The sequence below is a fragment of the Mucisphaera sp. genome (genome assembly GCF_965279675.1).
GTDB lineage: Bacteria > Planctomycetota > Phycisphaerae > Phycisphaerales > Phycisphaeraceae > Mucisphaera.
The window spans coordinates 1,201,002-1,224,703 of record NZ_CBDIIJ010000002.1 but is presented as its reverse complement, the minus strand read 5'-3'; the positions used below and the strand labels follow the sequence as shown (position 1 = coordinate 1,224,703).

At 65.1% G+C, this 23,702-nt stretch carries 16 protein-coding genes; 11 read left to right on the top strand and 5 right to left on the bottom strand.

What is annotated here, in order from left to right; genetic code table 11:
* Window position 1: 1 nt before the first annotated feature.
* Both scpA and ACQZAB_RS05355 read right to left on the bottom strand, forming a co-directional pair.
* Window positions 2-2,200, bottom strand: a complete 2,199-nt coding sequence (scpA, locus tag ACQZAB_RS05360; protein ID WP_428387764.1) for a methylmalonyl-CoA mutase — start codon at window positions 2,198-2,200, stop codon at window positions 2-4.
* Window positions 2,197-4,344, bottom strand: coding sequence for a methylmalonyl-CoA mutase family protein (locus ACQZAB_RS05355; RefSeq protein ID WP_428387763.1), 2,148 nt, complete (start codon window positions 4,342-4,344; stop codon window positions 2,197-2,199). The genes scpA and ACQZAB_RS05355 overlap by 4 nt, the downstream gene beginning before the upstream one ends.
* Before the next feature lie 188 nt (window positions 4,345-4,532).
* On the opposite strand from ACQZAB_RS05355, the gene ACQZAB_RS05350 reads away from it, so the two are divergent.
* Together ACQZAB_RS05350 and ACQZAB_RS05345 are read left to right on the top strand one after the other, a co-directional pair.
* Window positions 4,533-5,729: an SO_0444 family Cu/Zn efflux transporter gene (locus tag ACQZAB_RS05350; protein WP_428387762.1), complete on the top strand. Its 1,197-nt coding sequence runs from the start codon at window positions 4,533-4,535 to the stop codon at window positions 5,727-5,729.
* A gap of 2 nt (window positions 5,730-5,731) precedes the next feature.
* Entirely contained in the window at window positions 5,732-6,367 is a 636-nt protein-coding gene (locus ACQZAB_RS05345; protein WP_428387761.1) for a class I SAM-dependent methyltransferase, read from the top strand.
* Here the strand turns inward: ACQZAB_RS05345 and ACQZAB_RS05340 are convergent.
* On the bottom strand, window positions 6,364-7,584 hold the full coding sequence (locus ACQZAB_RS05340) for a putative sugar nucleotidyl transferase (RefSeq protein ID WP_428387759.1): 1,221 nt from the start codon (window positions 7,582-7,584) through the stop codon (window positions 6,364-6,366). The two genes, ACQZAB_RS05345 and ACQZAB_RS05340, sit on opposite strands and share 4 nt — an antisense overlap.
* 172 nt (window positions 7,585-7,756) lie before the next feature.
* Here ACQZAB_RS05340 and dnaA point away from each other — a divergent pair, with 172 nt between their 5' ends.
* The gene (gene dnaA, locus ACQZAB_RS05335; RefSeq protein ID WP_428387757.1) at window positions 7,757-9,307 is read left to right on the top strand and encodes a chromosomal replication initiator protein DnaA; all 1,551 of its coding nucleotides are present in this window, start codon (window positions 7,757-7,759) and stop codon (window positions 9,305-9,307) included.
* Window positions 9,308-9,440: 133 nt separating this feature from the next.
* Here dnaA and ACQZAB_RS05330 read toward each other — a convergent pair whose 3' ends face one another.
* Window positions 9,441-9,578 carry a hypothetical protein gene (locus tag ACQZAB_RS05330; RefSeq protein WP_428387756.1) on the bottom strand — a complete coding sequence of 46 codons (138 nt, stop codon included), beginning with the start codon at window positions 9,576-9,578 and terminating at the stop codon, window positions 9,441-9,443.
* Between the two features lie 151 nt (window positions 9,579-9,729).
* Window positions 9,730-10,587: a bifunctional DNA-formamidopyrimidine glycosylase/DNA-(apurinic or apyrimidinic site) lyase gene (gene mutM, locus ACQZAB_RS05325; protein WP_428387754.1), complete on the bottom strand. Its 858-nt coding sequence runs from the start codon at window positions 10,585-10,587 to the stop codon at window positions 9,730-9,732.
* A gap of 68 nt (window positions 10,588-10,655) precedes the next feature.
* Between mutM and ACQZAB_RS05320 the strand changes: the two genes are divergently transcribed.
* From ACQZAB_RS05320 to ACQZAB_RS05285, 8 genes are all read left to right on the top strand, one after another.
* Window positions 10,656-11,735 carry an AAA family ATPase gene (locus ACQZAB_RS05320; RefSeq protein WP_428387752.1) on the top strand — a complete coding sequence of 360 codons (1,080 nt, stop codon included), beginning with the start codon at window positions 10,656-10,658 and terminating at the stop codon, window positions 11,733-11,735.
* 38 nt (window positions 11,736-11,773) lie between these two features.
* A complete protein-coding gene (locus ACQZAB_RS05315; RefSeq protein WP_428387750.1) occupies window positions 11,774-12,766 on the top strand; it encodes a DUF58 domain-containing protein in 993 nt (330 codons plus the stop codon).
* 96 nt (window positions 12,767-12,862) lie between these two features.
* Complete coding sequence (locus ACQZAB_RS05310) at window positions 12,863-14,971, top strand: BatA domain-containing protein (RefSeq protein ID WP_428390143.1); 2,109 nt, start codon at window positions 12,863-12,865, stop codon at window positions 14,969-14,971.
* Window positions 14,962-17,220: a hypothetical protein gene (locus tag ACQZAB_RS05305; RefSeq protein ID WP_428387748.1), complete on the top strand. Its 2,259-nt coding sequence runs from the start codon at window positions 14,962-14,964 to the stop codon at window positions 17,218-17,220. Before ACQZAB_RS05310 ends, ACQZAB_RS05305 begins: the two co-directional genes overlap by 10 nt.
* A gap of 25 nt (window positions 17,221-17,245) precedes the next feature.
* The gene (locus tag ACQZAB_RS05300; RefSeq protein ID WP_428387747.1) at window positions 17,246-20,689 is read left to right on the top strand and encodes a hypothetical protein; all 3,444 of its coding nucleotides are present in this window, start codon (window positions 17,246-17,248) and stop codon (window positions 20,687-20,689) included.
* A gap of 33 nt (window positions 20,690-20,722) precedes the next feature.
* Window positions 20,723-21,424, top strand: coding sequence for a hypothetical protein (locus tag ACQZAB_RS05295; protein ID WP_428387745.1), 702 nt, complete (start codon window positions 20,723-20,725; stop codon window positions 21,422-21,424).
* A complete protein-coding gene (locus tag ACQZAB_RS05290) occupies window positions 21,421-22,491 on the top strand; it encodes a prenyltransferase/squalene oxidase repeat-containing protein (RefSeq protein ID WP_428387743.1) in 1,071 nt (356 codons plus the stop codon). The genes ACQZAB_RS05295 and ACQZAB_RS05290 overlap by 4 nt, the downstream gene beginning before the upstream one ends.
* A 6-nt stretch (window positions 22,492-22,497) precedes the next feature.
* Window positions 22,498-23,697, top strand: a complete 1,200-nt coding sequence (locus ACQZAB_RS05285; RefSeq protein WP_428387741.1) for a hypothetical protein — start codon at window positions 22,498-22,500, stop codon at window positions 23,695-23,697.
* The last annotated feature ends 5 nt before the right edge of the window (window positions 23,698-23,702 follow it).

The window sequence follows — 23,702 nt, the reverse complement described above, 5'->3', positions numbered from 1 at the left end:
CCTAAGCCCCAACCCCCTCCCCACTAGCCTCCAGCTTCTCCAACACCTCCAACGCCGCATCAGGAATGTTCGTCCCCGGACCAAAAATAGCCGAAGCACCCGCCTCGTACAGCGCCCCATAGTCCTGTGGCGGGATCACACCGCCCACGATCACCATGATGTCCTCGCGGCCCTCGTCCGCCAGCGCTTTCCGTAGCGCCGGCACCAAGGTCAGGTGGCCCGCCGCCAAAGACGACACCGCCACCACGTGCACATCGTTCTCCGCCGCCTGCCGAGCCGTCTCCTCAGGCGTCTGGAACAACGGGCCTATATCCACATCAAAACCAAAGTCCGCGTACGCCGTCGCCACCACCTTCTGCCCGCGATCGTGACCATCCTGGCCCATCTTCGCAATCAGAATCCGTGGCCGCCGACCCTCCTCAGCCTCGAACGCCTCCACCTTCGCCTTGATCGAAGCCATCTTCTCCTGATGGTCACCACTCCCGCCCGCCTCACTCGCATACACACCCCGAATCGAGTGCATCGCCGCCTCATGACGCCCGTAAACCTTCTCGAGCGCATCCGAGATCTCACCAACCGTCGCCTGAGCCCTCGCCGCATCCACGGCCAACTCCAGCAGATTGCCATCCTTCGCATCCGCCGCCTTCGTCAGCGCATCCAGCTTCTCCTTCAACACATCGTCATTGCGATTCGCACGCAGCTCCCTCAGCGAAGCCACCTGCTGCTCACGCACCGACGTGTTGTCCACCTTCAAGACGTCCACCTGCTCCGGCCGACTCAGCTTGTACTTGTTCACGCCAACCACCGTCTGCTGACCCGAATCAATCCGGGCCTGCGTCCGTGCCGAAGCCTCCTCGATGCGCATCTTCGGGATGCCCGCATCGATCGCCTTGGCCATCCCGCCATACTCATCCACCTCCACGAGGTGAGACCAAGCCCGATGCATCAACTCATGCGTCAGCTTCTCGACGTAGTAACTCCCGCCCCACGGATCGACCGTCTTGCACGTATCCGTCTCCTGCTGCAAAAACAGCTGCGTGTTCCGCGCAATACGTGCCGAGAAATCGGTCGGCAACGCCAGCGCCTCATCCAGCGCATTCGTATGCAGACTCTGCGTATGACCCTGCGTCGCCGCCATCGCCTCGATACACGTCCGGATCACGTTGTTGTAAACATCCTGCGCCGTCAGCGACCAGCCCGACGTCTGCGAGTGCGTCCGTAGCGACAAGCTCTTCGGATTCGCCGGATCAAAACGCTTCACGAGCTTCGCCCAGAGCATCCGCGCCGCACGCATCTTCGCGACCTCCATGAAGAAGTTCATCCCGATCGCCCAGAAGAAACTCAGCCGCGGCGCAAACGCATCCACGCTCAGACCGGCAGCCGTCCCGGTCCGCAGATACTCAAGCCCGTCCGCCAGCGTGTACGCCAGCTCCAGGTCGCACGTCGCCCCCGCCTCCTGCATGTGGTAACCCGAAATCGAGATCGAGTTGAAACGTGGCATCCGCTCCGCCGTGTACGCAAAAATATCACCGATCACACGCATCGACGGCTCAGGCGGATAGATGTACGTGTTCCGAACCATGAACTCCTTCAGAATGTCATTCTGAATCGTCCCCGCCAGCTGCTCCGGCTGCACGCCCTGCTCTTCCGCCGCCACGATGTACAACGCCATCACCGGCAACACCGCACCATTCATCGTCATCGACACCGACATCTTGTCCAACGGGATCCCGTCAAACAGCTTCCGCATATCCCGAATCGAATCAATCGCCACCCCCGCCATCCCCACATCACCCACCACTCGCGGGTTGTCCGAGTCATACCCCCGGTGCGTCGCCAGATCGAACGCGATCGACAACCCCTTCTGACCCGCCTGGAGATTCCGCTTGTAAAAAGCGTTGCTCTCCTCCGCCGTCGAAAAGCCCGCGTACTGACGCACCGTCCACGGACGCATCACGTACATCGTGCTGTACGGACCCCTCAAGTAAGGCGGCAACCCCGGCATCGTGTGCAGATGCTCAAGCCCCTCCAGATCCGCCACCGTGTAAGCCGGCTTCACCGGAATCTGCTCCGCCGTCGTCCACACAAAATCCTCAACCGGACGACCCAGCTCCTTCGACGCCTGCTCACCCCACGCCGCCGCATCCGCACGCGCCGTCTCCGAAGCCAGAGGAATATCCTTGAAATTCGGAACACTCATGACAACACACCTTCCTCACTCAGAAGCTCGGTCAGCGTTCCGAGCACATCACACTTCATAAAAATGAACCGATCCACACCGGCCTTCCGGTAATCCCCCTCCATCTCACCCGGCGCGCCCGCCAGGATCACCGTCCGCGCCCCGGCCGACTTCAGCCGCTGCGCCACCGCAGGCACTGCCGCCGGATACAGCTTGTCCGAAGAACACAGCACCGCGATCGAAGCACCCGACCCCACAAAGGCCGACACCGCTTCGTCACCCACCTGCATCAGCTCCTCATCCGACTTCCAGCCAATCGGCGACGACGCACTCACTTCAAACCCGCCCGCCTCAAAGAAGTTCGAGCTGTAAGCCGCCCGCGCCGTGTGATGCGCCACCGGACCGAGATTCACCAGAAACACCCGCGGCCGATGACCCGCCATCGCCAGATACCGATCACTCGCATCCCGCAACTCCTCAAACGGAGCTGCATACGGGTGAGGCGTCACCGCCCGCACCGAAGCCGCCTCGCCCTCGAGCATCGGCCCGCACAACTGCGCGATCGTCGCCCCGGTCTTCGCCAGCGACACCGCCGCCTCCAACCGCTTCGGACCCGCTTCACCCAAGGCCGCCAACGCATCCACCGCCACGTTCACACCCGACGACCGCGATGCCGACTCCCGACGCAGCCTTGCAAAATCAATCGGCTCCAGCTCCACCGGCTTCTCGCCAAGGTTCGGGAACTCACTCACCCCCGTCACCGCATCCCGACGCTTCGCGATGTTCGCCAAACGCGGCGCAAACGCCGAATCAATCTGGTCCTGAACCCAACCGGAAGTCAGCGCCTTCTCCATCCCGCCCTCGCCCTCAATCGCCTGGAAGAACGCCCAGCCCTTCTCGGCCAGCTCGTCCGTCATCGACTCCACAAACCACGACCCGCCCGCCGGATCAACCACCTTCCCGAGATGCGATTCCTCCGCCAGAATCACCTGCGTGTTCCGCGCGATCCTGCGACCAAAATCCTCACTTGCGCCCAAAGCCGCATCAAACGGCTCCGTCGTGATGATCTGTGCACCCGCACACGCCGCCGCGAACGTCGTCGCCGTGTTCCGCAGCATGTTCACCCACGGATCACGCTGCGTCAGCACACGCTTCGAGGTCCTCGCATGCACCATCATCGAGGTGCCAGCGGCGGGAGAGGTGTCGCCGCCGGCCGCCTCGAGCACGCGGGCCCACAACCGCCGGGCCGCACGCAGTTTCGACATCGCCAGGAAGAAGTTCGTCCCCAACCCGTAGCTGAACAGCAGCTGCTTAGCCGCCGCATCCACACCCAGACCCGCATCGGTCAACACCCGCAGATAAGCAACAGCCGTCGCCATCGAAAGCCCAAGATCCTGCGCCGCCGTCGCGCCCGCATGGTGATACGGAGCCGACCCCACACGCACCGAACGAACCGCCCGATACCGACCATCCGTCCACACCGCCAGATCAGCCAGCTGACCCAGACTGTTCTCCAGCGACGTCGGCAACTCACCATCACGCGCCAACACTGCCAGCGGGTCCGCATTAAACGCACCCCGAGCCCGCTTCGGGTCCACACCCTTCGTCTCCCAATACGCCGCAAGCAGTGCCGACGCCGGCAAAAACGCCGCGCCCGCCTCCAACGCAATCCCGATCATCTCCGCGTGCACCCCCGCCAACAACGCCTCCAGATCCCCCAGCGAATAAACCATCAACCCATCACGACCCAGCCAGTCCGTCTCCGTCACCGCACCAGGCGACTGACCCCGACGACCCGCCACATCCAACCGCAACTGAAGCGACGTCACCCCACGCTCCAGGTCCTCAAGAATCAAACCATTCGCCACCTCAAGGTCCGGATGTTCATGCTGCTGACGAATGTCCCACCCGCACGCCGAAGCACCCAGCGTCGAAGACCCACGCGTAAACGGATACAAGCCCGGCAGCCCCGTCGTCCCCGCCGAAGCATCCCAGTCCGAAGGGCTGTACACCGGCTTGAGGTCGATCCCCTCGTACGTATGCGTCACCAGTTTCTTCTCAAACGGCGCCCCCTTGAGATCCTTCTCCACCAACGCACGCCAGGCCGCCTCATCAACCGGCGGAAAATCTTCGGACAGCCTCAGCGTAGAATCGAGCTTGCTCATCGCCTGGTTCCCTCTTACATCGCTCCCAACAGGAAGCATCTAAGCACAATGAAGGCACATCGCTGATGAAGCCATCGGCTTACAGCATGCGGCAGGACAGCATAGACGATCAATCGGTCTTTTGAAAGCCCCGCCTCAAACGAGTCTCCGCTGCTAGATTTCTGAGACTGAGTCGCAAAGATAACCGCATGGACCTCCTCACCACCTTCCTCCAGAACCTTCTCGACCTCTCCCTCGAAGCCGCCCCCTGGCTCGCCGTCGGCCTCATCGCCGCCGGACTCCTCAAAGGACTCCTCCCCGCCGGGGCCCTCGCCCGCTTCGTCGGCAAACCCGGCATCGGCTCCATCGTCCGCGGCTCCCTCATCGGCGTCCCCCTGCCCCTCTGCTCCTGTGGCGTCATCCCCGCCGCTCTTGGTCTCCGACGCGAAGGCGCCTCCAAAGGAGCCACCGTCTCCTTCCTCGTCGCCACCCCGCAAACAGGCGTCGACTCCCTCGCCGTCTCCTACGCCATGCTCGGCCCCCTCCTCACCATCGCTCGACCCATCGCCTCCGTCATCACCGCCATCGCAGGCGGGGTCGCCGCCGAACTCATCGACCCCGACCAGCCCAGAAACAACCCAACCACCTCAAAACCAAACCCGCCCACGACCTCATCCTGCTGCTCGACCAACCAACCCGAACCCGGCTCCTGCTGCAGCACCGAACCCAAATCCCTCTCCCTCAACGTCGTCAACACGCCTCCCCCCAACCTCCAGCCCGCCCCCACGGAAACAGCCTCCGACTGCTGCAGCACCGAATCCCCAACCCCCAACGCCTCACGCCTCCGCCGCGCCTGGGATGGCCAGGTCTACGCATGGACCCGACTCCTCGACGACATGGCCATCTGGCTCGCCATCGGCCTCCTCGCCGCCGCCGCCGTCGTCACCTTCGTCCCCCCCTCCACCCTCGCCTCCTTTGGCTCAGGCGTCCCCGCCATGCTCGCGATGGTCGCCCTCGGCATCCCCATGTACATCTGCGCCACCGCCTCCACCCCCGTCGCCGCCTCCCTCCTCGTCGCCGGCATCTCCCCCGGCACCGTCCTCGTCTTCCTGCTCGCCGGACCCGCCACCAACGCCGGCACCGTCGCCCTCATCCGCAAAGAACTCGGCACCGCCTCCACCGCCGCCTACCTCGGGGCCATCATCATCGTCGCCATCGCCGCCGGCCTCATCACCGACCTGGCACTCAACGCCGCCGGCTGGACCGGCCCACAAACCCACCACCACCACGAACCCGGCCTCTGGCTCATCATCAGCTGGATCAGCCTCATCACCCTCACCCTCCTCACCTTCCGCAAAGCCGTCCCCAACCGGGCCTCCCAGACCACACAAGCACAATCGGCCTGACCATGCCCCTCCAACACCTCGACCTCCCCCTCGCCGACCCCGACCTCTCCGACCGCGCCGCCGAACTCATCGAAGACGCCCTCGACCACCGCATCCCCCGCTGGATCCACGACCGCCGCGACAACCCCATCCCCGGCTTCGTCCCCGCCGACTACCCCCTCGTCTATCAGGCCCTCGCCAGCATCGAAGCCCACGGACTCGCCTCCGGCAACCGCTTCCTCGAATGGGGATCCGGCTTCGGCGTCGTCACCGCCCTCGCCTCACTGCTCGGCTACGAAGCCCACGGCGTCGAGGTCGAACACGACCTCGTCGACCAGGCCGAAGCCCTCATCGACGACCACCACATCCACGCCACCTTCGCCCGCGGCTCCTACCTCCCCCCCGACGCCGAACAACTCACCGACGCCATCGACGACATGTCCTGGCTCGAAACCGATCGCCCCGATGGCTACGACGAACTCGGACTCGACATCGACGACTTCGACATCATCTACGTCTACCCCTGGCCAGGCGAAGAACCCATCGCCGAAGCCTGCTTCGAACGCTTCGCCGCCACCGGCGCCCTCCTGCTCACCTACCGCACCGACGACCGACTCTGGCTCCACCGAAAAACCAAAGCCACCAAAAGACGCCACTAAGCCCCAGCCAACGACCGCAGCAACGCCACCTCTTCCTCAAACAACGGGCTGTCGCGACGCGCCATCACCGTCCCCGCCGTATCCAGAAACTTCTCGAACGCATACGTCTGCCGACCCGCGTCCGTATAGAAACCAAAAGGCGCCGCGTACTTCGGCGCAAACCCCGACACCGCCAGCATGCATCCCGTACTGATGCACGATCCCGTCAGCAGCTTCGTCCCGATCGCCGTCCGCACAAAATCACCCAGCACCGGACCCAGAAACGCCTGCCCCGTCTCCTCCGCAGGCGTATCCGGCTCCAGCTGCATCCGCACCGGCGTGTACGTGTTCTTCAGATTCGACACCGTCGTCCCCGCCCCCAGATTGCACCACTGACCCACCAGGCTGTGACCCAGATACCCGTAGTGCGCCTTGTTCGTCCACGCCTGAATCACCGAGTTCGATACCTCGCCCGCCACCCGACAGAACGGACCGACCGACGTGTTCGGCCGCAAGCACGCCTGCGCACCGATCACCGTGTGCCGACCCACATACAAAGGCCCCTCCAACGAACACAACGGACCCACCACCGCCCCATCATCAATCACCACGGGACCACCCGTCGTATCGATCACCGTGTGCATCCCCACACGAGCCCCCTGACCCAACTTAACACCATGTGTCCCCACCACCGCCACACCCGGACACCGCGAACCGATCGTCCCCTCATCGAACGTCGACATCTCCAGCACACCCAGGTCGTAAAGCATCGCCGCCCGCAGATCCCCAAACACGTCCCAGGGACGCTCCATGAGCATGTCCTGATCCGTGTGCACCGTCTCCACCCCGTTGTGAGGATCACGGGTCTCCAGAATCTTCCCCGCATCAATCCAAGTCACATGCGCCGCCACCACCTGACCATCCGGCTCCACCAGCACCTGACCAGGCTCCAGCGACGCCACCTCCTCCACATGACGAACACCGTTCCAGCGACCATTCACGATCAGCCAGTCCCCCGCATCCAGACCCGCGTTCACCGGAGCCGGGTAACGCGGCGCCGCCACCGCCTGATACCGCGCCGGCATCCAGAGCGCGTCCACCGGACGCTTCAGCACCCGCTCAATCCGCTGACGCACCTCCAACGCACCAGTACGCGTAGCGAACACCGCACGACGATGCCGCAAAGGCCCAAACGAACCCCGGTCATCATCGAAGATCAGAAGCCGTGTCTCGTTCATGATCACTAGTATCGGCTTTCACGAGCCCGCAGCCACGAACCATCCCACAAGTCGTTGCATTTCCACCCGCCCCTGCTTAGCTTGGAGCGTTCGAGAACAGTCCGACACGAGACGAAGAAGAACCCAAACGCATCGGCTCCCACGCCGACGAGGACAGGGAAAAACGCCAGCCATGCCCAGGCTCGACGACAAGCTCTGGCGTGACATGATGGCCCACCTACGCCGTCAGCACGCCTCCATCTGCCGACAGTGGTTCGACGAGCTCGAACCCATCGTGCTCGACAACGGCCTCCTACGGGTGAAAACCTCCAGCCCCATCCAGCAGAACTACCTCCAGAAACGCTGCCTCGACCCCTTCAACGAGGCCGCCCAGGAAGTCACCGGTAAACTCGTCGTCGTCCGCTTCGAACACGGCAACACCGCCACCAAACCCGCCGACACAACCTCCCCAATCAGGCAAAACGCCACCACCACCAACGGCACCAGCCACACAACCAAACAGCCGACCCCCGCGCCTAACCATCGCGTCCCCGATGAACCCCTCCACGAACCCCCGCCCCGCAACCAGCCCCAAGTCACACCCCAGCCCGCCCCAGCCATCGAGATCAACCTCACCGATCCGATGGAACAACCCAAAGCCTTCAGCGTCTCAGGCGACGCCCAGAAGCTCGGCGAAGAAGGCAAAGCCTTCGAACTCGAAGACGATGTCGTCCTCAGCCCCGACTACACCTTCTCCAACTTCATCACCGGACCCAACAATCAGCTCGCCTACGCCGCCTCCGTCGCCGTCGCCAACCAGCCCGGCGAAGCTTACAACCCCCTCTTCATCCATGGCGGCGTCGGCCTCGGCAAAACCCACCTCCTCCAGGGCATCTGCCAGGCCATCCTCACACGCAACCCCGAAACACGCATCGTCTACGTCTCCTGCGAATCCTTCATGACCCAGTTCATCCAGTCCGTCCAACGCGGGCAGATGCTCCAGTTCCGACACCGATACCGCTACGCCGACATGGTCGTCATCGACGACATCCACTTCCTCTCCAACCGCGAACGCTCCCAGGAAGAGTTCTTCCACACCTTCAACGAGCTCTACCAGGCCAACAAGCAGATCGTCCTCAGCTCCGACGCCGCACCCTCCGAAATCCCCAACCTCGAAGAACGACTCCTCAGCCGCTTCCAGTGGGGACTCGTCGCCAACGTCACCAAACCCCACTTCGAGACCCGCGTCGCCATCCTCCAGGCCAAAGCCAAACTCCGTGGCGTCCACGTCCCCGAAAACGTCATCAACTACATGGCCACCAAAATCGACTCCAACGCCCGCGAGCTCGAAGGCGCCATCACCACCCTCCTCGCCCACGCCGCCCTCGGCAACCGCGACATCGACCTCGAACTCGCCGCCGAACTCCTCGGCGAAAACCTCAACGAGCCCAAATCCAACCACGACATCCTCCAGCAGATCATCAACGTCGTCACCGGCTACTACAACGTCAAACTCTCCGACCTCCAGTCACGACGACGCCACAAGTCCGTCACCGAACCCCGACAGATCTGCATGTTCCTCGCACGGTCCAAGACCCGCTACAGCCTCGAAGAAATAGGCGGGCACTTCGGCGGCCGCGACCACACCACCGTCATGCACTCCATCAAAACCGTCGAAGAGCGCACCCAGACCGACGACCGCTTCGCCCGCGAACTCGACGTCCTCAAAGAACGACTCACCTGACCCCCTCCGAGTGACGCGACGTTATCCGACCACAGGTCGTCCCGAGGACCACAAAACAACAGCTGGCTATGAGCCGGGTCGCGACGCGACCCCGGTTGGCACGCCTCTCACGCCCGCACACCGCCATCCACACTTATCCACACCCCCTCACAACCTGTGGATAAAGCGCCGCCTGCCTGAACGCCTCGCCGACACCAAACCCCGCCGAACCGCGCTCCGCCACGCTCGACACCCCATCCAAACCGCGCTCAACCCCATGAACCAGCGCCATCCGCGCGCCACCCCGACTTCCGCGACAGCTTATCCACACGGCCGATCGGTCTCTAAGTAACTATGTGAATCACACTTACGCGTGCCATAGGCCAGCAACAACACATATCGCCAACGCTAACAACGAGGTAAGAAGACATATTTCTTATTACCTAGTTGTTCCTACAGAGTGGCTGACACACCGGACACCAAACCGTCGTCCGCTGAGCCACCAGCCCCGAAGCCAGCTCCCCCCGACACTTGAGGCACGCCTCACCCGACCGCCCATACACCCGGTGAGCATGTTGGAACGCACCCGCCTCCCCGTTCAGCATCACATGATCCCGCAGCGACGAGCCCCCCGCCGACACCGCCTCACGCAGCACCCGACGAAGCGAACGAACCAGCCGCTTAACCTGATCGATGTTCAATACCCCCGCCTCCGCCACCGGCGAAATCCCCGCCCGATGCAGCGACTCGTCCGCATAGATATTCCCCACACCAGCCACCACACGCTGATCCAGCAAGGCAGCCTTCACCGCCCGCCGCGACCCCGAAAACCCTGCCAGCAACTCCCTCGCCTCGACCTCCAACGCATCCGGGCCCAGCGACGACCACCGCTCCGCCTCCAACGCAGCCATCGAGGGATACACCCACACCCCCCCAAACCGACGCGGGTCCGTCACCGAAACCGCCCGACCCCCCGCCAACTCCCACCGCACATGCGTGTGTACCCCAACCTCCAACAGACCCGAAGGCCCCGCCGCCACCGATCCCGACATCCCCAGGTGCACATTCACCACACCCCCCTTCCGACCCACCACCGCCATCTGCTTGCCCCGCCGCTCCACCCGGTCCACCACATCCCCCACCAGCAACGCCCCATCCTCCGGCACCACCTCCGCCGAACGCCGCCCCGCTCCCGTGCGTACAAAATCTGCCCGTCGCACCGCCACGGAGAGCACCCGCCGACCGACCGCCTCGGCCGCCAAACCCCGTCGTATGGTTTCTACCTCCGGCAGTTCCGGCATAACCCCAGTCTAGGCCACCCCACACGTATACTCATCCAGGCCCGCTCCCACGCATAGAAAGCACCAGCATGAACGACGCTCAAGGATCGGGAAACCCCAGCACCCACAACCTCAACGCCGACGACGTCCGCCAAACCGTCGACACCCGACTCAAAAACCTCCGTAACGAAATCGCCAAAGCCATCGTCGGCCAGGACGACGTCGTCAACCAGGTCCTCATCGCCCTCCTCTGCCGCGGACATGCCCTGCTCATAGGTGTCCCCGGCCTCGCCAAAACCCTCCTCGTCTCCACCGTCGCCAAAGCCCTCGGCCTCGAGTTCAACCGCATCCAGTTCACCCCCGACCTCATGCCCTCCGACATCACCGGCACCGAGGTCATCGAGGAAAACCGCGACACCGGCCGCCGCGAAATCCGCTTCGTCAAAGGCCCCCTCTTCGCCAACATCATCCTCGCCGACGAGATCAACCGAACCCCACCCAAAACCCAGGCCGCTCTCCTCGAAGCCATGCAGGAACGACACGTCACCACCGGCGGGGTCGTTCACAACCTCCTCGAACCCTTCTTCGTCCTCGCCACCCAGAACCCCATCGAACAGGAAGGCACCTACCCCCTCCCCGAAGCCCAGCTCGACCGCTTCATGGCCATGATCCGCGTCGACTACCCCTCCCACGACGAAGAAGCCGAGATCATCCGACGAACCACCTCCGGCACCACCGATCCCATCCAGCCCGTCATCAACGCCGAACAGATCCAGCAACTCCAGGACTGGGTCCGAGCCGTACCCGTCGCCGACCACGTCATCGACTACGCCCTCCGACTCACCCGCGCCACCCGACGACCCAAACGTGGCGAAGCCGACGACCGCCACGAGTTCATCCGCGACTACCTCGCCTGGGGCGCAGGACCCCGCGCCACCCAGAACCTCATCCTCGCCGCCAAGGCCGCCGCCCTCCTCGACGGCCGCACCGCCGCCGGCATCCCCGACATCGAAGCCGTCGCCCACCCCGTCCTCCGACACCGCATGCACCTCAATTTCCAGGCCGAAGCCGACCGCGTCCTGCCCGACGACCTTGTCGACCGACTCCTCGAAGCCACCCCCGACACCAACAGCCAGACCGAGCCCGCCGCCATGCTCCGCAACAACTAAACCCCTAGCCCACACCCCCACCCCGCGAACGGATGCGCATGAGTCAGACCGCACCCACCTCGCCAACCCGAAACCCCCGCGCCCAGGACTACGGCCCCTCCGCCGAGGAACTCGCCGCCCTCACCTCCCTCGAACTCCGCGCCCGACGACTCATCGAAGGCCTCTCCGTCGGCATCCACCAGTCGCCCCTCCGCGGACTCAGCCTCGAATTCGCCGAACACCGACCCTACACCCCAGGCGACGACCTCCGACACCTCGACTGGAAGGCCTACGGCAAAACCGACCGCCTCTACCTCAAACGACACCACCAGGAAACCAACGCCGACGTCATGCTCCTCGTCGACGCCTCCGGCTCCATGAGCTACCGCTCCGACAAAGCCCCCTGGACCAAGTTCGACGCAGCCACCACCCTCGCCGCCGCCATCACCCTCCTCGCCACCAGCCAGCACGACCGCGCCGGCGTCCAGATCTTCGGCGGCACCCAGCCCGTTGAACTCCCCCTCTCCAGCGCCCGCGGGCAGTGGCGCAGAACCACCGAACAACTCAACCAAACCAAACCCGAGCCCATCCCCTCACCCGAGGACAAAGCCCCCGATACCCAAGCCAACCCCACCTCCGACCTCACCGACGCCATCCTCCGCCTCGACGCCCGGCTCACCCGCAAGTCCATCGTCGTCATCCTCTCCGACCTCTTCGACGACCCCGACCAGATCCAGAAAGCCCTCGCCCGACTCCGCTTCGCCGGACACGACACCCTCCTCGTCCAACTCATCGACCCCGCCGAACGCGCCTTCAGCTTCGATCGCGGCGCCAACTTCGCCGGACTCGAAGGCGAAGGCCGACTCCCGATCGAACCCAGCGCGATTGCCCGCGCCTACCGCGAGGCCTTCGAACAACACCTCACCGAGATCACCCACCGTGCAGCCGGCTTCGGCTTCGACCACCTCATCCTCGAAACCCATCAACCCCTGCTACCCGTCCTAAGACACTGCCTCGCCCAACGCGCCACCATCGCCCGCAGACGCGGCTAACCCGAGAGGAACGCCACCACGACACCGGCGCTGGCACAGATCGGCTCACTGTTTCTCGCCCCGGCACTCGCCGCCGCCGGAACGCTCGCTATCGCCATACCCATCACCCTCCACCTGCTCCGCAAGCAACGCCATCACCTCGTGCCTTGGGGCGCGATGCGTTTCCTCCAGCAGGCCGTCGAAGAGCAGCGGCGCAAGATGCGCATCTCCCAACTCCTCCTGCTCCTCCTCCGCTGCCTCGCCCTCATCCTCCTCGGACTCGCCCTCGCGCAACCCCTCCTCGCCGGCTGGCTCACCCCCGGCTCCAACCGCGTCATCCACCTCATCATCGATGACACCCTCACCACCAACGCCACAGACCCCGGCCAATCCCAAACGCGCTTCGAGACCCTCAAACAGCAAGCCCTCTCACTCATCGATGACCTCGAACCCACCGACACCCTCTACCTCCGAACACTCTCCGCCATTCACAACAACGGCACCATCACTCCCGACACGACCTACAACCCCACCGAAGACCGCCTCCAACTCATCGACCTCATCAACAACCTCAAACCCACCCAACTCTCCCGCAGCTCGCAAAACTCCCTCGCGAACCAACGCGACGCGACGCACACCATCGCAAGCACCAACCCCAACCAGCAGCACCTTGCCCTGCTTCTCTCCGATCTCTCACACGCCAACACCAACTGGCAACCCGCCGAAGCCAACCCCCAACAACCCACCCCGCAAAACCTCCAATGGCTCCTCTCCGAGCCCATGCCCGCCCAACCCAACGACCAGGTCCGCCAGCTCACACCCCTCCGCCCGGTCGCCATCCCCGATGCCACCGGCCGCAACCTCCAACTCCACCTCACCGCTCAACTCGCCCGCTTCACCGACACCCCCGTCGAACGCACCGCCCAACTCCGCTGGCAGGTCTTCGACGCCCAGGGTCAGCCCCTCCTGACCCTCGACGACAGCATCCGACTCCGCCCCACCGACACCACCCGCACGCTCACCCGCGTCCTCACCCTGCCCGTCGACCAGGCCCTCCCCCCCGATCAGAACACCACCCAGCTCTTCGTCCAACTCACTTGGCTGCCCGACGCCCAACCCGATCCCCTCGCCCTCGACAACCACGCCGTCACCACCCTCGTAGCCCGCCGCAACGCCACCATCCTCATCCAGCACGACGCCCGCCCCGGCCTCACCAGCGCCCGCTGGCTCGCCCTCGCCTTCAACCCCACCCAGGCCGACCCCGCCCCCATCACCCCACAGCTCGCCACACGCCTCCTCCCCGCCGACCTCGAATCCGCCGACGCCCTCTTCATCACCTCCCCCAACGCCCTCAACACCGAAGACGCCCTCCAACTCCGCGCCTTCGCCGAAACCAACAAACCCATCCTCGTCCTGCCACCCCAGGACCCCACCACCCCCACCAGCCTCTTCGAAACCCTCAACCTCGCAGACGCCTCCTTCGGCCCAACCCTCGAAACCGACACCCCCGGCCAACCCTTCACCGAAGCCCTCCCCGCCGCCGGACCCCTCAGCCTCCTCGCCGCCGAATGGCCCACCCTCGCCCGCACCGTCCGAACCACCCGCTACCACACCCCCACCCTCCCCTCGGCCCAAACCCTCATCAACCTCCGTACCAACGACACCACCATCCCCTGGCTGCAAGCCACCAACCTCAACAACACGCAACTCCTGCTCTTCGCCTCCCGCATCGAACCCGCCTCGACCAACCTCCCCATCAAGCCCCTCGCCGTCCCCCTCTTCCAAACCCTCCTCCGCGACACCCTGAACCCTCAGACCATCATCCCCATCAGCCCTCTAGGCCAGATGTCCCCACGCAACCAAACCAATCCCGAAACCCTCACCCTCCTCAACCTCAACGATGAGCCCAACACAGAAGACCGCACCCCCTACACCCACGCCGGCCTCTGGCGTTTCAACGATGACAACCAGCGCTTCTTCATCACGCAAATCCAACCCGAAGCCGCCAACCTCGCCGCCGCCAACCGCCAACTGATCCAGGCCCACCTCAACCCCAACCCCGACAACGTCACCTGGGTCGCCCCCGGTAACTGGGCCGCCGCCCTCAACAACCCGACCCCCGCCGCACCCGCTGGCCGCCCCATCCTCTGGCTCGCCCTCCTCGCCCTCCTCGCCGAACTCGCCACCGCGCGCTGGTCCGCCTCGGGAGACCGGCGATGGTGGTAACCAACCCAACCAGTCTCACGACCTTCTTCGCTCAGGCCGAGACCACGCGTTCCTCCCTCGGCTTCGACACCCCCCTCTCCCTCTGGGCCTGGCTGGCCCTCGCCACCCTCCTCATTCTGCCGGTCCTCTGGTCCTACACCCGCCTCACCGGCCCCGCGCCCCTCCGCGCCCTCGCCGGCACCTGCCGCGCCGCCGCCCTCCTGCTCATCGCCTTCCTCCTCGCAGGACCCCAGATCGTCACCACCACCGACCGCATCGAACCAGATCGCGTCACCCTCCTGATCGACCGCAGCCTCTCCATGGCCCTCACCGATGCAGGCGTCGACAACAACGCCCAACCCCTCACCCGGGATCAGGCCGCCCGCCAACAACTCACCGAACTCAACGACTGGCTCAACCCCTCCCAAACCGACGACCAAACCACAACCGACAACAACCGCCAGATCACCGCCCTCGCCTTCGCCGAATCCACCACCGCCATCGACGCCAACCCCCAGACCTGGCCCCAGCCAACAGGCCGCACGACCCGCATCGACAACGCCCTCCGCGCCGCCATCACGCGCACGGACAACACCCCCCACGCCGGCATCGTGCTCATCACCGATGGCCGCTCCGACAACCCGCTACCCACCAGCCTCCTCGCCGACCTCGAACAGACCACCGTCCCCATCCACGCCATCGTCCTTGGCGGGTCCACCTCCCTCACCGACCTCGCCCTCACCGATGTCCAGGCACCCGCCGCCGCCTTCGCCGGCGACCGCATCCCCGTCCGCATCCTCACCGAAGGCCTCGAAGACCCCACCACTGCCACCGCAAGACTCATCGACCGCGAAACAGGCGACACCCTTGACGAAGCGCCCCTGGAGACCGACGGCACCGCCCGATTCCTCGCCCGTCCCACACAAACGGGCCAGCGCACATGGCTCGTCCAGACCACCGCACCCGACGACCGCATCCCCCAGAACAACCAACGCGAAATCAAGATCCAGATCGTCGACCGACCCATCCGCGTCCTCCTCGTCGACGGCTACCCACGCTGGGAGTTCCGCTTCCTCAAAAACCTCCTGCTACGCGAACAGTCCGTCGAACTCAGCAGCCTCCTGCTCAGCGCCGACCGCGGCTTCGCGCAGGAAGGCGACCTCCCCATCCAACGCTTCCCCGAAACCACCGAAGAACTCGAAACCTACGACCTCATCATCCTTGGCGACATCACCCCAGCCTTCTTCACCGCCGAACAAAACCAACTCATCCTCGACCACGTCGGCCAGAACGCCGCAGGACTCATCTGGATCGCCGGACAACAACACACCCCCAACCGCTTCGCCGACAGCCCCCTCACACCCCTGCTCCCCACCGCCTCGCCCGCCAGCGCCCAAGGCGTCCTCGCCCAGAACACCACCTGGTCTGTCACCGCCGCCACCGCCGCCCGAACCCTAGGCCTCATCAACGACGACGACCTCGCCCAACGCCGCGGCCTCTTCTGGATCCAGAACCTCCCCGACCTCAAACCCGCCGCCCAACCCCTGTTCCTCGCAAGTCAGGTCGCAAGACAGGAACGCTTCCCCGACGCCCTGCCCGCCGCCATCTGGATGCGCTACGGCGCCGGCCAAACCCTCTACATCGCCTCCGACGACTGGTGGCGCTGGCGCTACGCCCGAGGCGAAGAACCCTACGCAGCCTTCTGGCTCCCCCTGATCCGACTCGCCGTCCGCGACCGACTCACCAACAACCAACCCGATGAAGCCACCCTACGCGCCAGCCCGGCCATCGCACGCATCGGCCAGCCAGTCATCATCACCGGCTCAGGCTTCCCCGCCGAGCCCCCGCCCGTCACCATCAACGCCCTCGACCAGCCCAACACCTCCGCCCGCGAACTCACCCTCCAACCCGAACAACTCGGACCCGCCACCCGCTGGTCCACCACTCACATCCCCGACACGCCTGGCGTCTACACCCTCACCGCCGGCCCCAACGGACCCACCGCCCAACTCACCGTCCTCGACGACACCCCCGAATACCGCAACACCCAACCCGATCGCGACCTCCTCCAGTCACTCGCCGAACGCACCAATGGCCGCCTCTACGAACTCGACGAAGCCTCACTCCTCGCCGGAGCCATCCCCTCCCGCGCACGAACCGTCGTCGACGAAAACCGCCAACCCATCTGGAGCTCGCCCCTCATTCTCACCCTCCTGATCTCACTGCTCACCGCAGAATGGATCACCCGAAGAGCCGCAGGACTCACCTGACCCACCCAACGAAAGCCCGACCGACGTGACCTCACCCGTGATCGAACAACTCAGGCAACTCAGGCAGCGAGCCACCCGACTCGCCATTCTCCTGCGCCTCAGCCAGGCCCTCGCGATCACCACCGCCACCCTCCTCGGCCTCGGCCTCCTCGACTTCATCCTCCGCTTCCCCGCCTGGCTCCGCACGCTTGTCCTCATCGCCCTCCTCGCCCTCGCCATCCGATGGATCATCGAGCGCGCCGCCGCCACCAACTGGCGTGAATCGCTCGTCGACTTCGCCCTCCGCATCGAACGCCTCCAACCCCACTGGCGCGGTCGACTCGCCACCGCCATCGAACTCTCCCAAGCCAAAACAGACACCACCGCCGAACACCACGAACTCGCCGCCTCCCTCAGCCAGGCCGCCCAGCAGGCCCTCAACAACCCCGCCGAGAACACCCCCCTCACCCACCTGCTCAACCTCAAGCCCCTCACCCGCTGGGCACAGGCCACCGCCGCCGCACTCATCACCCTCTTCATCCTCTTCATTGTCACACCAGCCTTCACCCAGGCCGGCCTCGCCCGCTGGCTCATCCCCTGGGCCGCCGGACCCTGGCCAACCCTCACCCAACTCACCCTCATCAACACCGAAACCGTTCGACCCCTCGGCGTCCCCATCCACGTCGTCGTCGAAACCCCAGCCACCACCACCGACCGACGCATCCTCCTCACCGCCGAGATCATCGTCGACGACCAGACCTTCACCATCCCCGATCAGCTCGTCCTCACCAGACGCCCCGAAGACAACACCAACCCCGACACCGCCCGCTACGAAGCCTGGATCAACCCACCCGCCGAACTCACCACCCGACTCAATCAGCAACCCGCCGACGCCGGAAAGGCCATCCTCCACTTCACCTCCGGCTGGGACCGCGTCCCGCCCGCCACCCTCGAACTCGCGCCACGCCCACGCATCACCGCCGCCACCGCCACCATCACCCCACCCTCTTACGCCCGCGACCTCCTCGACACCCGTGAAGAAAACCTCGACCTCACCACCGGACCCGAAACCCTCACCGCCCTCCCAGGCAGCACCCTCGACCTCACCCTCAACCTCTCAAGACCCATTCGCACCGAGGGCGGCCTCGCCGGTCTGCTCCCCGATCAGCAGCCACCCGCCGACGCCACCTTCAACGCAACCCCCCACAGTCTCACCACCACCTTCACCATGCCCGAGGAGCCCCGCACCCTCACCCTCCAGGCCACCAGCACCGACGGCCTCACCCTCTCAGGCAGCGCCCGACTCACCCTCCAGCCCAACCCCGACCGACCCCCCACCGTCCGACTCCTCCAACCCGATACCGACCAACGCGTGCTCCCCAGCGCCACCCTCACCCTCCGCGCCCAAGCCACCGACGACATCGCTCTCCAGAACCTCATCCTCACCTACCAACAGGAAACCGACACCGACGACACCCCACCCACCACCACCCTCGCCGAACGAAACGGCCCCGCCCCCACCCTCGAACTCACCCTCGACTGGCCCCTCACGCCCCTCAACCTCACCCCAGGCAGCACCCTCCTCGTCAGCGCCCAGGCCACCGATACCTACAACCACAACAGCCAGACACACCCCGTTCAGCGAACAGTACCCAGGCGAATCATCGTCGTCGACGAAGACACCTTCCGCGAGATCGTCCGCCAGGACCTTGCCCTCATCGACCGCCGCATCGACCGCGCCCTCAACGAACAACGACGACTCCAGGCCGAAGACCTCGAACCCGCCACCCCCGCCCAGCAGCGCCTAGCCGAAACCCTCTCCGAACTGGCCGACCGCGCCGCCACCCTCCGCAGCCGTGCCCAGCGAAACCAGCTCGACGACACCACCCTCAACCAACTGCTCGAACAATTCGAACAGGGACTCGAAGCCGCCGCCAACACCGCCCAGCAGGCCGCCGAACAATTCGAGACCGCCGAATCCGAAACCGATCCCAAGGCCCAGCAGGCCCGCGAGCAACAATCACAGACCGCCGAACAACTCGAACAACTAAGAGCCCTCCTCGATGAACGCGCCGCCGCCATGCAGGCCGTCGAGCAGGCCCGCGAACTCGCCCAACAGCAGCAGGCCCTCGCCCAGCGAGCCGCCGAACTTCTCCCCCAGACCCTCGGCCGCAACCCCGAAGACCTCCCCCAAACCCTCCAGGAACAACTCGAACAACTCGCCCGCGATCAGCAGGCCCTCGCCGAAGCCACCGCGCAGGCCGCCGACCAGTGGCGACAGAAAGCCGAAGAACTCGCCGCCAACACCGACAGCCCCGCCGCCCAGGCCATGGCCCAGGCCCTCGAACAGGCCGCCAACACCGCCCAGCAACAACAGCTCCCCAGCAACATGAATCAGGCCGCCCAACGCGTCGCCGAGAACCAGCTCGCCCGAGCCTCCGCTCAGCAGCAGCAACTCGCCCAGCAACTCCAGCAGCTCGCCGAACAACTCGAGCAGGCCGCTCAGGCCCAACCCGACAACCCCGACCAGCTCGCCGCCCTCATCAACGAACTCCAGGCCATCCTCGAAGAACAAACCGAACAAAGAACCGAAGCCCAGCAGCCCGCCACCAACCTTGCATCCCTCGCCGAACCCGCCCGCAACCTCCGCCTCCGCACCCTCGCCGGACTCGAACAGGTCGAAGCCCTCGACAACCAGGAAGCCGCCGCCGCGGGCCTCCGCAACGCCATCGACAGCCAGACCGAAGCCGTCCGCGCCCTCCGACTCAGCCGCCGCGACCCCGCCATCGGCAACCAGATCGCCGCCGAGGAATCACTCCGCTCCGCCATCATCGCCCTCCAGCAGCAACTCGATGAAGCCCTCGCCCAGGCCATGATCGACCGCCGCCGCGAACTCCGCGAAGCCTACCGAGCCCTCGCCGCCCAACAACGAGAACTCCGCGAAGCCGTCACTGCCGACCGCAACCAGGCACCACGCACCACCCGACGCATCACCCTTGCCGCCCACGCCGACACCCAGGAAACCATCGCCGCCGACGCCGACGACCTCGCCATCAAGGTCACCGAAGCCGCCGTCTTCGCCAGCTTCCACGCACGCATCACCGAACTCGCCAACCGAACCACCCGACAACTCCGCGCTGGTTACGCCGAGAACGACCTGCTCAACACCCAACGCGAAATCGCCACCACCCTCGAACTCATGGCCGACGCCCTCGAAGACCAGCCCCCCGACCCCAACAACAACCAAAGCCCCTCACAGGGAGGCAGCGGACAACCCGGCCAGGCCGCCGAACCCCCGCTCATCGTCGATGCCGCGCAACTCAGACTCCTCCGCGCCATCCAGCAGCAGATCCTCGACCAGACCCGCACCCTCCAGGCCATCCCCCAACAGGACCTCACCGTCGAGCAACGCGATCAACTTCAAACCCTCTCCGTCCGCCAGCGAGACCTCGCCCGCACCGCCCAGCAACTCATCCAGGAAAACCAGTGACTTCCACCCCGCCCCGAATACGATAAACAGACCATGCCCCACATAAAAACCATCCTAGCCTCCGCCGCCGCTCTCCTGCTCACACCCGCCCTCACCCTCGCCGCCGGCAACCTCCCCGACGACCTTCCTACCCTCGACGACCTCCTCGGCCCCCTCAACCCCGAACCCACCCCCGCTCTCCCACAACTGCCCCTCGAAGACCTCGAATCCGAAAACAACAACCAACCCCCCTCCTCCCAGCAACAGGCCCAGCTCTTCAACGAAGCCATCGACGACATGAACATGGCCGCCCGCCGCCTAGGAAGACGACTCGACCCCGGCGACCAAACCCAACAGCTCCAACAGGAAGCCATCGATAAACTCACCGAACTCATCCGCGCCGCCCAGCAATCATCCAGTGCTTCCAGCAGCCAGCCCCAACCACGACCCCAGCAAGCCCAAGGCGGACAACCCGGTCAGGCCACCCCCATGCCCGGTCAACCCCAACCCGGCTCCACCCCCGCCCTCGCCAACCCCAGCCAGGGAGCCTACTCACCCAGCAGCGTCGGCCCCGAAAGCGCCACCCCCAAACCCATCGAAGAACTCCGACGCGAATGGGGAAACCTCCCGCCACGCATCCGCGCCGAACTCTCCGAAAGCCTCAGCGAGCCCTTCAGCCCCAGCCATCGACAGCAAACCGAAGCCTACTTCCGGACCCTCGCCGACCTCGAAGCCCAAACCAGCAACAACCCGTGACAAAACACCCACCCCGAACCCGCACGCCCCTTCTGACCGCGGCTCTCGCCGCCTCCGCCCTCATCAGCGCGCCCTACCTCTTCGCCCAGACCACACCCGCTCCAACGCCGCAACCAACCACCGCCGTCAACATCACCGAAATCACCCCAGAAGTCCGCGAAGCCGTTCAACGCGGCTTCGCCATCCTCCGCGCCGAACAGGCACCCGATGGATCCTTCGGCGGCAACCGCTACGGTCGCAACGTCGGTATCACCGCACTCGCCTGCCTCGCCCTCATGGCCGACGGCAACATGCCCGACCGCGGACCCTACGCCGACGTCATCGAAAAAGGACTCCGCTTCATCCTCGCTTCCTCCTCCGACGCAGGACTCCTCGCCGCCGACACCTCCCACGGACCCATGTACGGCCACGGCTTCGCCACCCTCTTCCTGGGCGAGGTCTACGGCATGACACACAACCCCGAAGTCCGAACCGCCCTCCGACGAGCCGTCCGACTCATCGTCGCCAGCCAGAACCCTCAAGGTGGCTGGCGCTACCACCCCGTCCCCGCCGACGCCGATATCTCCGTCACCATCTGCCAGATCATGGCCCTCCGCTCCGCACGCAACGCCGGACTCTCCGTCCCCAAACAAACCATCGACCGCGCCATCGAATATGTCCGACAGTGCCAGAACCCCCAGGATGGCGGGTTCCGATACATGCTCGGCTCTGGCGGCTCCGCCTTCCCAAGATCCGCCGCAGGACTCGCCTCCCTCTACTACGCCGGCATCTACGACGGACCCGAAATCGATAGCGCCCTCGAATACCTCAACCGACACCTCCCCACAGGACCCAATGCACAGCAAGGCGGGCACTACTACTACGGACAGTACTACGCCGTTCAGGCCATGTTCCTCGCCGGCGGAGAACACTGGGAAACCTGGTACCCCGCTGCCAGAGAAGCCCTCCTCGCACGACAACAACCCAACGGCGGCTGGCCCGGCAACCACGGCGGCGCCTACTCCACCGCCATGGCACTCCTCGTCCTACAGATGCCCAACCGACTCCTACCCATCTTCGAACGCTGATTCGACGTGCGCTACACACCCATCCTCACCGGTCTGATCTCACTCGCCCTAAGCATCAACGCTCAGGCCGACTGGGTCCGCACCGATCGACAACTGACCACACAACCCATCGACCTCCTCCGACTCACCACCGACACCCTCGTCACCCTCGACCCCGACACCGCCGACACCAACACAATCGCCACCACCGACACCATCCGACTCACAAGACAATTCCCCGAAACCAGCACCGCCCAACCCAGCGCACCCACCATCACCCTCGACGACGGACAACACCTCACCGCCCCCTGGCGACCCGACGCCGAAGGACAGACCTTCAGCATCGATCACCCACAACTCGGCCGACTCACCATCCCACTCGACCGAATCGCAACCATCACCTGGCCTCCCAACACCCTGCAAGCCACACCCCCGCAAACGAACGACGCCCGAAGCGATCGCATCCAACTCACCAACGGCGACCAGCTCCAGGCCACGCTCCTCGCGCTCTTCGACCAGTCCGCACGACTCCTCCTCCCCGGCAACCCACAGCCCATCGACCTCCCCCTCTCCAGCATCCACGCCATCCAACGCGCCCACGAACCAGCAACCACCACACGCGCCGATCGACTCACACTCGCCACCGGAGAAGTCATCGACGCCGCCCGCGTTAGCTTCCAACAAAACACCTGGACCCTCAGCCCCACCCTCGCCCTCAGCCCCGTCCAGCTCCCAGCCGCAGCCATCAACCAGCTCGAACTCCGACGCAACGGACTCAGACTCACACCACTCCTCCAGCAACCGCTCCAGATCAATCAGCCCACCGTCGTCTTCGGCGTCCCCATGCCACCCCGGCAAACCAGCGACACCCTCGCCATCCACGCGCCCGCCGACATCGCCTTCGACCTCCCACCCACCGCCGCCGCGATCAGCCTCGAACTGCAACTCGATCCCTCCATCCCCGCCCACGACCGGCACTGGCCAAGCATGATCGCCACCGTCTCAACCCAGGCCAGCACCGCCACCCAGATCACACTCGATGATGCCAACCCAAAAACCGTCATCACCCTCCCCGTCTCGATACCCAACGCCCAGCTCCGACTCACACTCGACCCGCACACCCGAGGCCCCGTCCTCGACCGACTCCAGATCCGCAACGCCGTCATCCTCCTCGCCGAACCACCCCCGCTCGACACCCCAACCACACGCGCTACTCTCAACCGCTAGCTCAA

What these genes read in the sequence shown, in the direction of transcription:
- ACQZAB_RS05305 (WP_428387748.1), top strand. Translation starts at nt 14,962, where the DNA reads ATGGTGGTAACCAACCCAACCAGTCTCACGACCTTCTTCGCTCAGGCC.
- ACQZAB_RS05340 (WP_428387759.1), bottom strand. Translation starts at nt 7,584, where the DNA reads ATGAACGAGACACGGCTTCTGATCTTCGATGATGACCGGGGTTCGTTT.
- ACQZAB_RS05355 (WP_428387763.1), bottom strand. Translation starts at nt 4,344, where the DNA reads ATGAGCAAGCTCGATTCTACGCTGAGGCTGTCCGAAGATTTTCCGCCG.
- ACQZAB_RS05320 (WP_428387752.1), top strand. Translation starts at nt 10,656, where the DNA reads ATGAACGACGCTCAAGGATCGGGAAACCCCAGCACCCACAACCTCAAC.
- ACQZAB_RS05295 (WP_428387745.1), top strand. Translation starts at nt 20,723, where the DNA reads ATGCCCCACATAAAAACCATCCTAGCCTCCGCCGCCGCTCTCCTGCTC.
- ACQZAB_RS05315 (WP_428387750.1), top strand. Translation starts at nt 11,774, where the DNA reads ATGAGTCAGACCGCACCCACCTCGCCAACCCGAAACCCCCGCGCCCAG.
- dnaA (WP_428387757.1), top strand. Translation starts at nt 7,757, where the DNA reads ATGCCCAGGCTCGACGACAAGCTCTGGCGTGACATGATGGCCCACCTA.
- mutM (WP_428387754.1), bottom strand. Translation starts at nt 10,587, where the DNA reads ATGCCGGAACTGCCGGAGGTAGAAACCATACGACGGGGTTTGGCGGCC.
- ACQZAB_RS05345 (WP_428387761.1), top strand. Translation starts at nt 5,732, where the DNA reads ATGCCCCTCCAACACCTCGACCTCCCCCTCGCCGACCCCGACCTCTCC.
- scpA (WP_428387764.1), bottom strand. Translation starts at nt 2,200, where the DNA reads ATGAGTGTTCCGAATTTCAAGGATATTCCTCTGGCTTCGGAGACGGCG.
- ACQZAB_RS05350 (WP_428387762.1), top strand. Translation starts at nt 4,533, where the DNA reads ATGGACCTCCTCACCACCTTCCTCCAGAACCTTCTCGACCTCTCCCTC.
- ACQZAB_RS05330 (WP_428387756.1), bottom strand. Translation starts at nt 9,578, where the DNA reads ATGGCGCTGGTTCATGGGGTTGAGCGCGGTTTGGATGGGGTGTCGAGC.